Here is a 13,826-nt window from a genome sequence, read left to right as displayed (position 1 = left end):
TTGCTGTTTTGTGCGAAATTATGCATTTAAATTCGTTCCTCATAGTAGATTATTGCAAATAATTACATAATATTGCAGAAAATAGCAAGAACATGCTGAAAGAAGAGCGCCTGGATTATATACTGAAGAAACTGAAGACCGATCATAAGGTATTACAGACGGAATTGAGCAATGATCTGCACGTTTCTGAAGATACTGTACGCCGCGACCTGGAAGTACTGGCACAAAACGGCTTGCTCATCAAAGTCAGGGGCGGCGCTATTCCCCATTCCCCTCATCCTTATTCTTTTAAAGATCGTATAGGCTTACATGAAGATGATAAACGCACCATTGCGGGCAAGGCTTTGTCTTTCCTGCACGACGGGCAGACCGTTATTATGGACGGCGGCACTTCTACCTATACACTGGTAAAAATGTTCCCTCCCAACCTGCGGCTTACCGTGATCACCAATAGTGTGCCCATTGCCATGCAGCTGATAGAGCATCCCACTGTGGAAGTGATCCTTACCGGGGGCCGGGTGTTCAAAAGCTCACAGATCACCTCCGGGCTGGATACCATCCGGATGTTTGAAAGGGTAAGAGCTGATATTTGCTTCCTGGGCATCTGCAGCCTGCATCCTGATGCGGGGGTAACGAACATTGATCTCGGCGAATCTGAACTGAAATATGCCATGGTGCAGGCGGGCAGCCGTGTCATCGCGCTGTCTACCAGCGACAAGATGGGCACCGCAGAAGCATTTAAAGTATGTGACCTGACAGAACTGGATACTATTATTACCGATCGTTTAGAGCCGGAATTGATAGCGCCGTATCAAAAGTTAGGTATTAAAGTGATATAAAATAACAACATGTTGCAATCCTTATCGGTTAATGCTATGTCTTCAAAAAGAGTGGCCCGTATTGCAGTAAGCTCCCTATTTTTTTTGACGGGACTGTGTTTTGCCAGCTGGGCTTCCCGTATACCAGCCATACAGCAGTCGCTGCACCTCAGCGAAGGTGGTTTGGGCGGTGTATTGCTGGCGCTTCCTATTGGCTCAATGATCTCTATGCCCGTGGCGGGCTACCTGGTAAGCCGTTTTGGCAGCAAGCAGGTAGTGCTGGTTGCCGGACTGCTGTATGCTATTGTGCTACCGGTACTGGGCATGGTGCAGGCGTCCTGGCAATTGTTTGCCGTGCTGATGTTGTTCGGTTTTACAGGAAACCTGGCCAACATAGCGGTAAACACGCAGGCAGTAGCAGTAGAAGAAATGTACGGCAGAACGGTAATGGCCTCCTTTCATGGCCTGTGGAGCCTTGCCGGTTTTACAGGGGCAGCAATCGGCGCGCTGATGGCGGGGCAGGAAATAGTGCCTTATCAGCATTTCCTGCTGATCACTGTAATGGGCGTTATTATCGTAGCCTTAAGCGGAAGACATATTATACCTCATAAAGAGGTGGAGATGAAAAAGGCGACGATGTCAATATGGGAGCGGGCTATAAGACGTACCGTTAAGTTCGTGAACAGATGGAGACACCCCGCAGTGTTGGCCAGGATGCGTTATATCTGGGCCAAAAGGAAACTGCGTATGCTATGGCCGCTGATCATACTGGGTGTGATCGCTTTCTGCTCTATGATATGCGAAGGCACTATGTTTGACTGGAGCGGGGTATACTTCAAGAAAGTGATAAAGGCGCCGGATGGTATGGCTGGTGTAGGATATGCGGCCTTTATGAGCACCATGGCATCCTTCCGCTTTATAGCCGACTGGCTGACTACCCGTTTAGGCGCCAGGAGAGTATTGCAGCTCAGCGGTGCGTTAACTGCATCGGGCCTGTTAATAGCGGTATTGCTACCCTATTTTGCAAGCGCCATATTCGGGTTCCTGTTGGTAGGGGCAGGCGTATCTTCAGTAGTGCCGCTGGTGTATAGCGCTGCAGGAAAGTCAAAAACAATGTCTGCTGGAATGGCGCTGGCCGCCGTATCCACCATTGGTTACCTGGGCTTCCTGGTGGGCCCGCCGCTTATCGGGTTTGTGGCACAGGCATCCAGCCTGAGCATTTCTTTCTCCATTATCGCATTAATGGGCACCTGTATCGCCATTATGGGTAGCAGGGTAAAAGCATAAAGGAAACGTTTAGTTCAAGCCATATAATAAAATAGAAAGTCCCGGTAAGTTGTTACCGGGACTTTTTATGTATTTGACAATTACTGCTTATTTCCTCACGTATTCGAACTGCTCGTCATGTTCGTTCTCAAATACCAGTTTGCTGCTGCTCAGTTCCACTATTGAGATGATAATCGCATCGTAGTTAGGCTCGCCATCATCGTAATCATAAATGAGGGTCAGCTTTTTAGTAGTTGCGTTGTAAGACCATCCGCCAGTGTCCGTAACGCTATCAGAATGGGTATTATATTTCGGGTTGTTACAAGGGCTGTGATCCAGCGAAATGTACATTGATTTGTCCGCGTACAGGGATTCATACCTGCCATTATCGGTAAAGGTCACTTCATCTGTTTCCTCCTGGTTGATAACGTAGGCAATGCTTCTGCAATTGGTATAGTTTGGTGTGCAAGGTACCAGCGTATCCCCGGAGCAGGCATATTGGTTGAATGAGCTGTCAGCCTTGTAAGGATCCTCCCATACGCCGTCCGTTTTCTCCCGGTTTAGTCTCCAGCTGCCCAGGATCGCTTTTCCGCTCTCATCTGTTCCGGCAGCAATAACGGTAACGCAGGCTTTGATCAGGTTGCTGATACGGTTCTGAGCGTCATAAGCGGCGTACTCTACACAGAAAGTACCCGGCTTTACATTTACCGGCAGCACAATAACAATAGCAGAATCCGCATTGCCGCCTGTTATTTTGAACAGGCCAGACTGCGAAGCAGGCTTTTTACGGCCATTGACAGGTTTGGAATAATCTACCTTGAAGTAGGAGTCTGCCCCGGTTACTTTTACATAGTAACCTGAAATGTCGCCTGATTCTACTTCCGGGGTGATCACGGCATAACGGCCGTTGATCGCCATTACCGACTGATTGTTGGACGAAGCAGCCAATACCGGAGCTCCGGTTCCGCTGGCCTGTGGCGCGGCGCCAGCCACGTTAGTGCCATGAAATACCTTTACAGCGGCAGTTAGTTCCTGGGCATTGGCCGGGTCAATTTGTTTAATGGTGTTGTCCTCATTGTCGTTGTCTTTTTTACAGGCATAAAGGGCTATACCGGCGGTTAACAAGAACAGAAAGAGTTTCTTCATAGTTAGTAGGTTGTTTTAAATAAAATTTACCGCGCAAAGATATTCTTTTACATGGCTATTTATACTAATGCTTTATGTTGTGAAAATGTGAATAATACTGCAACATATAATAGTACGTTTTAAATCAAGCGCTTAGGGAAAAGAAGTTTTCCGGGCCATCCGAAAAATTTTATTTCCCCACTATACTTTGAAACGCTTAATTTTGCACGATTTTTTTTGTCCATCGCTTGGCATGAAAATCAACAGGGTTTTTCATTTTCAATAGATTATAACAAATGCCAAAAGACTCATCTATCAAATCTGTTCTCATTATCGGTTCTGGTCCTATCATTATTGGTCAGGCTTGCGAATTTGACTATTCCGGTTCCCAGGCAGCCCGTTCTTTACGGGAAGAAGGGATAAAGGTGATACTGATCAACTCTAATCCGGCAACTATCATGACGGATCCCATGATGGCCGACAGGGTTTACCTGTTGCCCCTTACGGTGGAAAGTATAGAGCAGATACTGGAAGAGAACCAGATAGATGCTGTACTGCCTACCATGGGCGGACAAACCGCGCTGAATCTTTGTAAAGAGGCAGACGAGCTGGGTATCTGGGAAAAGTATAATGTGCGCCTGATCGGGGTAGACATTAAAGCCATTAACAAAGCAGAAGACCGTGAATTGTTCCGCCAGTGGATGATCGAACTGAAAATTCCTGTGGCGCCCGCTAGAACAGCCAACTCTTACCTGGAAGGAAAGGAGTTTGCCCAGGAGATAGGCTTTCCGCTGGTAATACGCCCTTCATTTACATTAGGCGGTACCGGCGGTGGTTTTGTGCACAGCAAGGACGAGCTGGATGAAGCACTGAACCGCGGCCTGCAGGCATCTCCCATCCACGAAGTACTGGTAGAAAAAGCAGTACTGGGCTGGAAAGAGTTTGAGCTGGAGCTGCTGCGCGATAAGAACGACAACGTGGTGATCATCTGTACGGTGGAGAACCTGGATCCTATGGGTGTGCACACCGGAGACTCCATCACCGTAGCGCCCGCCATGACCCTGAGCGATACCGCTTACCAGGACATGCGGAATAAAGCCATGATGATGATGCGCGACCTGGGCAACTTTGCCGGGGGCTGTAACGTGCAGTTCGCACTGAACCCTGAGAACGAAGAGCTCATCGCCATCGAAATAAATCCCCGTGTAAGCCGCTCTTCTGCGCTGGCTTCTAAAGCCACCGGTTATCCCATCGCCAAGATAGCCGCCAAACTGGCTATCGGCTATACACTGGATGAGCTGAACAACCAGATCACCGGCAATACTTCTGCCTGCTTTGAGCCTGCACTGGACTATGTGATCGTGAAAGTGCCCCGCTGGAACTTCGACAAGTTCAAAGGCGCAGACGAAACACTGGGCCTGCAGATGAAATCCGTAGGCGAGGTAATGGCCATCGGGCGTACCTTCCCCGAAGCCATCCAGAAAGCCTGCCAGAGCCTGGAGAACGAAGCCATCGGCCTGGGTTATTACGGCAAATCACTCATGAAGAGCGATCAGCTGCTGGAAAGGCTGAAAACGCCTACCTGGGACCGTATCTTCCGTATCAAGGACGCATTGATGGAAGGTGTATCTGTAAAGACCATCCAGCAACTGACCCATATAGATCGCTGGTTCCTGTACCAGATCAACGACATCGTGAACCTGGAAAAACAGCTGCTGGAGCACGATCTGCAAAGCGTTCCCACTGAGCTGCTGCGCGAAGCCAAACAAATGGGCTTCTCAGACAAACAGCTGGCGCACCTCTTTGGCGACTTTACAGAAGAAGAAGTATACGAGAAGCGTAAAGCCCTGGGCATTACGCGTACCTATAAAATGGTAGATACCTGCGCCGCAGAGTTTGAAGCAAGAACGCCTTACTTCTACTCCGCTTTTGACCAGCAGAACGAAAGCATACCTTCTGAAAGGAAGAAAGTGATCGTACTGGGCTCCGGTCCTAACCGTATCGGCCAGGGTATCGAGTTTGACTACTGCTGCACCCACGGCCTGCAGGCTATACAGGAATGCGGTTACGACGCCATCATGGTGAACTGTAACCCGGAAACTGTGTCAACAGATTTTGACATGGCCAACAAACTGTACTTTGAGCCGGTATTCTGGGAGCACCTGTGGGAGATCATTGAGCTGGAGAAACCGGAAGGAGTGATCGTACAGCTGGGCGGACAAACCGCGCTGAAGCTGGCGAAACGCCTGGAAGAAAAAGGCATCCGCATCATCGGCACCTCCTTTGATAACATGGACATTGCTGAAGACCGCGGCCGTTTCTCCGACCTGCTGAAAGAACTGAACATTCCTTATCCAAGCTACGGCACCGCTTATACTACCGATGAAGCCATTGAAGTGGCCAAGGAAGTAGGCTACCCTGTGCTGGTGCGCCCCAGCTATGTACTGGGCGGCCAACGCATGCGTATCGTGATCAACGAGGAAGAGCTGGAAAAGGCGGTGATCAGCCTGTTAAAGCACCTGCCCGGTAACAAGATCCTGATTGACCACTTCCTGGACCGCTGCCAGGAGGCCGAGATAGACGCCATCTTTGACGGGGAAGACTTCCACGTGATGGGCGTTATGGAGCATATAGAACCGGCGGGCATTCACAGCGGCGACAGTAACGCCGTGTTACCTGCCTTCAACCTGAGCCCCATGGAAGTAACTACCATGGAGTATTATGCAGAGAAAATTGCCCGTGCACTGGATATCCGCGGCCTGATCAACATACAGTTTGCTATCAAGAACGGAAAGGTATATGTGATTGAAGCCAACCCACGCGCTTCACGCACCACGCCTTTTATTGCAAAAGCTTACCAGGTGCCTTACCTGAACATTGCTACCAAAGTAATGCTGGGCGCCAACAAACTGCAGGACTTTACGATAGAGAAGAAACTGGATGGCTTTGCCATTAAGGAACCCGTATTCTCTTTCAATAAGTTCCCGGGTGTGAACAAAGAGCTGGGCCCTGAGATGAAATCTACCGGGGAAGCGATCCGGTTCATCAAGGACCTGCGCGATCCTTACTTCAGGCAGCTGTATAAAGAAAAGAGTATGTATCTGAGCAAGTAAAAAGTAAAAAAGAGAAAATAAAAAAAGACGCGGGTGTTAATTCGCGTCTTTTTCTTTTTTATTTTTTCTTTTTTATTTTATTTCGCTCTTACGGGCGCTTTAGGTATTGCTACATCGGTCGTTTTCTTCACTTCTTTCATCAGCAGCTCTACTGCTTTGTCAAGCTGCGGGTCTCTACCTGCAATCACATCAGCTGGTGTCATTTCTACTTCTACATCAGGCGCTATGCCTTCATTTTCGATGATCCATTTGCCGTCTTTGCTAAAGATACCCAGGCGGGGAGCGGTGGCATAGCCGCCATCCATCAGTACGGGATAGCTATAGATGCCTACCAGTATACCCATGGTAGTGGTGCCAACCAGCTGGCCCATTTTCTTTTCACGGAAGAGGAAAGGCATCAGATCGCCGCCGGAGCCTGCATAACCGTTAGTGACCATGATCTTGGGACCAAAGATGGCGTTACCCGGCGTGGTTTGCGGCCTGCCGTCGCGGGTAGCCCAGTAGTTGAGCAACTCGCGGTTCATGAGGTCTATCACATAATCGGCTGCAGAGCCGCCGCCGTTAAAACGCTCGTCCAGCACTACGCCTTTTTTATCCAGCTGTGAGAAGTAATAGCGGTTAAAGAAGGTGTAACCATCGCTACCGGTATTGGGCATATATACATAAGCCAGCTGACCATTACTAAGCTGATCTACCCTGCGGCGATTGCCCTCTACCCAATCCATATTGCGCAGGTTAATTTCTGAATTGACAGGCACTACTGTAAATTCTTTAGCGCCGGTGGTATTGGGCTGGCTGTTCACCAGGATGCGTACCTGTTTACCCGCTGTGTTTTGTAAGAGGCTGTAAATATTATCTTTTTCTTCCAGCGGCTTGCCGTCTATGGCCAACAGGTAATCGCCTTCCTTTACCTGTATGCCGGGCTGGGTTAGCGGCGCCTGGAATTGCGGGTTCCAGTTAAGGCCGGAGTATATTTTACGGAAACGGTAATGACCGTTCTGAATGCTGTAGTCTGCGCCCAACAGTCCCACGTTCACACTTACAGGCGAAGGCGCATCGCCGAGGCCTATGTAGTTGTGACCTATTACCAGCTCGCTCATCATCTCATTCAAAAGATAATTGAGGTCTTCGCGGTGACTTACATAGGGCAGGAACTTTTCGTATTTGTTTTTGACCGCTTTCCAGTCGGCCCCATGCATGTTGGCTACATAGAAGAAATCTCTTTCAATGCGCCACAGTTCATTAAACATCTGTTTCCATTCCGCTACCGGATCTACCATGATGCGGATGCCGGAAATATTGAGCTTACCATCGTTGTTGGTGGATTTGCCGCTGGTGCCCACAATGCCCAGGCCACTGCCGCTGGCGTACAATAGCTTTTTGCCGTCGCTGCTGATCACGTAGTTGTTGATGGTATTGATGACCACATCGCTTTTACGTTTGGCAATATCATAAGCGTAAAGATTGCCGCTTTCTATGTAAAACAGCTTGCCATCTACACTCGCGTTGAGGTGTGTATATGCTTTGGCGGAGAGTGGTAAAGCAACGATGCGCTGATCTATCTGCTGGAGATCAATACGGATGTTCTTTGATTTGTCTTTTGCTGCTTTAGAAGTGTCTGCAGCAGCAGGTTTGGCGGGAGCGTCTCCGCTTTTTATCGTCTCCTCATCACTTTCCGGCGCCAGTAAAGAAGGCGCTTCATTGGCCAGTACTACGGCGTAAATGCTGCTCTGCACATCGCGTTCGTAATTGGTCATGTCCAGCCAGCCGGTGTTGAGCGCGTAGTTGGTGCTGGCGGTAAAGAAGAGGTATTTGCCGTCGCGGCTAAAAGTTGGCTGACTGGCTTCGCTACGGCCATCAGTGACCTGGTAGGGTTTGCCTGCAGCTACATCATAAATGAATACAGCACGCAGAACGTTAGGCAGCCTTTTGTGGTAGGTGATCCAGCGGGAGTCCTGGCTCCAGCTGGCGGCGAAGGATTGATCAGGGCGATCATAGGTGTCTTCATCTATCAGCACAGGCTTTTTAGCCTCGATATCTATATAGTATAAACGAAGGTGTTTATCATGATAGATGATTTTCTTACTATCAGGTGACCAGATCGGATCATAATAGAAATTGGGCTCGCCCAGTGAAATGGTAATGGCCGGTTTCTCTCCTTTCTGATCGCGCAGCTTTAAAGTATACTCGCCACTTTCATCAGAAAAGTAAGCGATCCATTTACCATCGGGCGACCAGGATGGATCCCGTTCGTGCACACCCGTTGTATTGGTGAGGTTGCGGATATCGCCTTTTTCAGCAGGAACGGTAAGGATCTCGCCCCTGGCTTCTATTACAGCGCGAACACCGGTAGGCGAGATTTGCATGTTACGTACGCTGACATCGCCTGCCAGGTGGGGCCGTTTGTAAGGAAGATCAGCCTGGAGGGCTATCTCCAGATCTTTTGAGCGGCCATTTTCCAACAGATGGATTTTACCTGCCTGTTCGTATACAAGACTATTGCCATCAGACGCCAGTGTTTTTACGTCAAAGTCTTTATGGTTGGTGATCTGTGTAACCTGCTTATCAGAGAGCTGGTAGCGAAAAACATTGGTAGTGCCGTTACGGTCGCTCAGGAAGTAAACGGCGTTGCCCATCCATACCGGACGTGTATTGTTGGAACCTGCTGCAGGTACTTCCACCGTTTCCAGTGTCTGGTTGTTGAAGATCCAGATCTTTGGCATATTGCCGCCGCGGTAGTGTTTAAAGGGCCTGTATAAACCTGCTCTTTCAGTAGGGTCAGGATTCTTGATATAAGCCGTGTATTTACCATCCGCAGAGATATTGCCCTGGTGGGCTTCGGGCATTTTCAGGGCCTGCGGTAATCCGCCGTTGATGTCTGCTTCAAATAATTTGTAGTAGCGTGGAGAATAGGACTCTCGGGCAGATGAGAACACTATCTTATCGTTGCCATGCCATCCTCTTACAATATCACCGTAAGGATGGAAGGTAATACGACGGGGAATGCCACCATTCACAGATACAACATAAACATCATTGTTACCATCGTAATTGCCGCTGAAGGCAATCCACTTCCCATCGGGAGACAACATTGGCTCCGCTTCTACATCAGGGTTAACCGTGATGCGGCGTGGATCAGCGCCGTCTTTGCCTGCTACCCACACGTCACCGGCATAGGTAAAAGCAATTTTATCCTGGCTTACAGATGGCGATCTTAATAACAGGGTTTCCTGTTGTGCAGCTGAAGTTAGGGAAACGACGAGCCCTGTCAACAGCAGGGCACAGTACCGTAAATACATAGGCTTTTGAAGATTGAGGGCCTAATATAGTGTATAAAAAAATCAGAGCCTGATAAAAATCAGGCTCTTTCTTTTCCCTCAAAATAACCATTAAAGACACGACTATTTACGAATAAAATAGCGTGACCGGTAATGCAGTTTACTATAAATATTATAATTTAAAAAGATGTTAACTAATCAATAACAGATTGAATTTTTTTTAAATCAAATATTATTGATAATCAATATAAATAAAATAAGTATTTCCCTTATATGTTAACAGGATTTTAACGGAATCGATCATTTTTTGGTGTTTTTCCGGACCCGCCGGCGGTAATTTTTCAGGCTCCTATTAACACCTGATAAACATATTTTGGAAGCTTGTTTACTTACATTCACGCCTTTCAAAAACATTGTTAATCCAAATCATCATCCATTGAGCACCACACCTTTTTTACGTTTATTCATCCTATTCAGCATTGGTACCGGCTTGCAATTATGGCTTTCCTTTAGCTGGCATTGGATGGCGGGGATAGCGTTCCTATCGCTTGCAGGTATGATGGTGATCCGGCGTTTGCCTGTAGGCAGGCAGTACGTACTGAGAAGCCTGCGCAGCGCGTGCATGTACCTGCTTATTTGCTGCAGCGGCGCCTTGCTAGCAGGGCTGAAAGATGCAAGACGCCAGCCTAATCATTTTGGAAAGATCTTATACGGTAAGGACTCCTTATTAGTTAACCTGCAGGAGCCTTTGCAGGAGAAAGCGCGCAGCCTGAAAACCGTGGCGGAGGTGTATGCGCTTATCCGTAATGGAAAGCTGGTGCGCGCAAACGGTAAACTGCTCTTGTACTTTCAGCGGGATACTGCAGCGGTCAAATTAATATGTGGCGATATGGTATTGATCTGCGCAGAACTGCGGCCTGTTGCTAACAGTGGCAATCCCGGTGCTTTTGATTACCGGCAGTATTGCGCTGCCAGGCAGATCTTTCACCAGGCATTTGTCAGTACAGGCTACTGGAAAAGATCATCATTGCAGGCCGGCGGCCTTAACGCCCGCTGCCTGCTCCCGGCAAGAAACTGGTGCGTCCGTACCCTGCAAAGGTACCTGGGCAAGGGCCCGGAGGCCGGGCTGGCGGCTGCTTTACTCATCGGTTATCGTTATGATCTTGATAAAGATATGGTCCAGGCTTATACCAATGCGGGCGTGGTACATATTATCGCCATATCGGGCATGCACCTGGCGCTGATCTATACCAGCCTGTTATGGTTACTGCGATGGTGGCCGGCACACCGGTATGCAGGGCTGGTCAAAATGCTGCTTATCTGTGCGCTGTTATGGGGATTTACATTGCTGGCTGGCGCGGCCGCTTCTATTTTGCGGGCGGCGGTCATGTTTACGGTTATCGCTGCGGGAGAGTTGTTGCTTCGCCGGTATACCAATAGCTATAACACCCTGGCGGCATCTGCGTTCCTTTTATTGTGCTATGATCCCTGGCTCTTGCTGGATGCAGGGTTCCAGCTATCATACCTGGCGGTGCTGGGCATCCTGCTATGCTACCGGCCTTTGTATGAGTTATGGGCTATCCCCTGGTGGTGGCTGGATAAGCTATGGCAGGCGGCCGCCGTAACCCTGGCGGCACAAGCGCTTACGCTGCCGGTATGCCTGTATTACTTTCATCAGTTCCCTAATCTTTTCCTGCCGGCTAACCTGGTGATCGTGGCGCTTTCCACCATCATTTTATACGGCCTTATTTTATTGCTGCTCTTGTCGCTTTTTCCCATTGCAGCGCATTATACCGGTATAGTGCTACAATACATGATCAGCTGGATGAATAAGCTGGCGGCATTTATTGAAAGCCTGCCTTATGCGGTGACCGATCATATTTATATGCCGCTATATGCTACTGTATTCGCCTATATGATGATGGCGGCTTTGCTGGCCTTGTGGCTGGGTAAATGGAAGGAGGGGATGATGGTGACATTGGTAATTGGCCTTTGCTGGAGTGGAGTGTACGCTGCTGATATTGTACTGGCCCAGGAAAGGAGAATGATGATCGTGTATAACGTACCTGGCTATACGGCAGTAGATATTATAAGGGAACGGCGATTGCAATTTGCAGGGGATACAGGCTTGCTTTATAATAAGTCCTTGGCGGATAGATATCTTCAGCCTTCGAGGCAGCAGTATCATCTGAAGGGTGGCAGAGGCCTCCAAGGGTTCGAAACCCCTGGAGGGCTTGGGAGACAATTCATCTCCGCCGGTAATAAAAGGTTAGTGGTAGTAGACAGTAGCTGGCGACCTCTCATCCCGCTAAAAAAATTCCATACGGATTATCTGTTGCTCTCTCATCATCCAAAGTTGAGTATCATGCAATTAAAAGATATGTTTGTTTTTAAGATGATCATTTTTGACGCTTCCAACCCATTATGGCAGATACAACAGTGGAAAAGTGAATGCAGCGCCCTAACTTTGCGCTGCTTTTCGGTTCCGGATCAGGGAGCCTATCTTATTAATTTCTAATGTTTTCCATTCATGCAAAAGCAAATTAAATCAGCATTGATCTCCGTTTTCTATAAAGATAACCTGGAGAACATTGTGAAGAAACTGGGCGAACAGGGTGTAACTATTTATTCGACCGGTGGTACGCAGAAATTCATTGAGGAGCAGGGTGTGAAATGCGTAGCGGTTGAAGACCTGACAGCCTATCCTTCCATATTGGGCGGAAGGGTAAAAACCTTACATCCCAAAGTGTTTGGTGGTATACTGGCGCGTCGTGGCAACCCGCAGGATCTTGCACAATTGCAGGAATACGGAATACCGGAAATAGACCTGGTGATAGTAGATCTTTATCCCTTTGAGGAAACCGTAAAAAGCACTACAGATGAACAAACGATCATCGAGAAGATAGATATCGGCGGCGTATCACTGATCCGTGCGGCCGGTAAGAACTACAAGGATGTAGTGATCGTTGCCAGCAAAGAGCAGTATGCCGACCTGGAGCAGGTACTGGTGGAAAACAAGGGTAATACCTCCCTTGAAGAACGCCGTAAATTTGCCGCAAAGGCATTTGAAGTATGCGCACACTATGATGTGGCCATTTCCCAATATTTCCTGAACAATGAGCCCGCCCAGCATTTCCAGGTATCTGTGCCTGAAGGCCAGGTAATGCGTTACGGAGAGAACCCGCATCAGCGCGGGGTGTTCTACGGTAACCTGCAGGAGCTTTTCAATAAGCTCCATGGCAAGGAGCTGTCTTACAACAACCTGGTGGATGTGGATGCCGCCGTTCAGCTGGTAGCAGAGTTTAAGGAAACTACTTTTGCCGTTATTAAGCATACCAACGTGTGCGGCATTGCCAGCCGTTCCAGCCTTAAAGAGGCCTGGGAAGCTGCCCTCGCAGGCGATAAGGAGAGCGCGTTTGGCGGCGTGCTGGCCTGTAATGTAGTGGTAGACAAAACCACTGCGGAATCCATTAACGAGATCTTCTTCGAAATACTCATCGCTCCCGGTTTTGATGCCGACGCGCTGGCTATTCTCACTACCAAAAAGAACCGCATACTGCTGGAACAGCGTAAACCTGCCGGACAGCCTTATATGTTCAAGAATGTATTGAACGGCGTACTGGTGCAGGACAATGATACCGGCAACTATAAAGACTGGAACGAGGCAGGCGCCAGGCCTGCTTCCAAGCCCGAAAAGGACGACCTGGAGTTTGCCAACCTGGTGTGCAAGCACCTGAAATCAAACGCTATTGCACTGGTAAAGAACAAGCAGCTGATCGGTAAGGGTTGCGGCCAGACCTCCCGTGTAGACGCACTGCGCCATGCCATTGAAAAGGCCCGGCAGTTCAATTTTGACCTGAAAGGCGCCGCCATGGCCTCTGACGCCTTCTTCCCCTTTGATGACTGTGTACGCATCGCCCATACGGCAGGGATCACTTCGGTGATCCAGCCAGGTGGTTCCGTGAGGGACAATGACTCCATCGAGTTCTGTAAACAGAATGATATGGTGATGGTGATGACAGGCATGCGTCACTTTAAACACTAAGTTTTTGACTACCGTGTACCGATTATGGTACACGGTAGCTTCATTATAGTACTATATTACCTGCCTTCTCCCTGGGGTATCCTTGCAGTATCCTTGCTCTATCCTTGCTCTATCCTTACTCCCCCGCACTTTTTGGTAAAATAATATCATCGCTCTGTTCTTTCCCCTTCACTGATTAGGA

Annotated in this window: 7 protein-coding genes; 5 read left to right on the top strand and 2 right to left on the bottom strand. The window is 48.7% G+C overall.

Annotation, left to right across the window (positions count from 1 at the left end; genetic code table 11):
* Positions 1-92: 92 nt before the first annotated feature.
* On the top strand, positions 93-839 hold the full coding sequence (locus tag ACR9Y8_RS16580) for a DeoR/GlpR family DNA-binding transcription regulator (RefSeq protein WP_481214359.1): 747 nt from the start codon (positions 93-95) through the stop codon (positions 837-839).
* 36 nt (positions 840-875) lie between these two features.
* Positions 876-2,105, top strand: a complete 1,230-nt coding sequence (locus ACR9Y8_RS16575) for an MFS transporter (protein WP_481214358.1) — start codon at positions 876-878, stop codon at positions 2,103-2,105.
* Positions 2,106-2,192: 87 nt separating this feature from the next.
* Here ACR9Y8_RS16575 and ACR9Y8_RS16570 read toward each other — a convergent pair whose 3' ends face one another.
* The gene (locus tag ACR9Y8_RS16570; protein WP_481214357.1) at positions 2,193-3,230 is read right to left on the bottom strand and encodes a hypothetical protein; all 1,038 of its coding nucleotides are present in this window, start codon (positions 3,228-3,230) and stop codon (positions 2,193-2,195) included.
* Between the two features lie 275 nt (positions 3,231-3,505).
* Here ACR9Y8_RS16570 and carB point away from each other — a divergent pair, with 275 nt between their 5' ends.
* A complete protein-coding gene (gene carB / locus ACR9Y8_RS16565) occupies positions 3,506-6,322 on the top strand; it encodes a carbamoyl-phosphate synthase large subunit (RefSeq protein ID WP_481214356.1) in 2,817 nt (938 codons plus the stop codon).
* 77 nt (positions 6,323-6,399) lie between these two features.
* On the opposite strand, the gene ACR9Y8_RS16560 is transcribed toward carB, so the two are convergent.
* Entirely contained in the window at positions 6,400-9,621 is a 3,222-nt protein-coding gene (locus ACR9Y8_RS16560) for a S41 family peptidase (protein WP_481214355.1), read from the bottom strand.
* A gap of 415 nt (positions 9,622-10,036) precedes the next feature.
* On the opposite strand from ACR9Y8_RS16560, the gene ACR9Y8_RS16555 reads away from it, so the two are divergent.
* Positions 10,037-12,118 carry a ComEC/Rec2 family competence protein gene (locus ACR9Y8_RS16555; RefSeq protein ID WP_481214354.1) on the top strand — a complete coding sequence of 694 codons (2,082 nt, stop codon included), beginning with the start codon at positions 10,037-10,039 and terminating at the stop codon, positions 12,116-12,118.
* A gap of 12 nt (positions 12,119-12,130) precedes the next feature.
* Positions 12,131-13,645, top strand: coding sequence for a bifunctional phosphoribosylaminoimidazolecarboxamide formyltransferase/IMP cyclohydrolase (purH, locus tag ACR9Y8_RS16550; RefSeq protein WP_481214353.1), 1,515 nt, complete (start codon positions 12,131-12,133; stop codon positions 13,643-13,645).
* The last annotated feature ends 181 nt before the right edge of the window (positions 13,646-13,826 follow it).

The organism is Chitinophaga sp. SVR4-12A, assembly GCF_056754765.1.
This window is presented reverse-complemented; position numbering and strand designations above follow the sequence as displayed.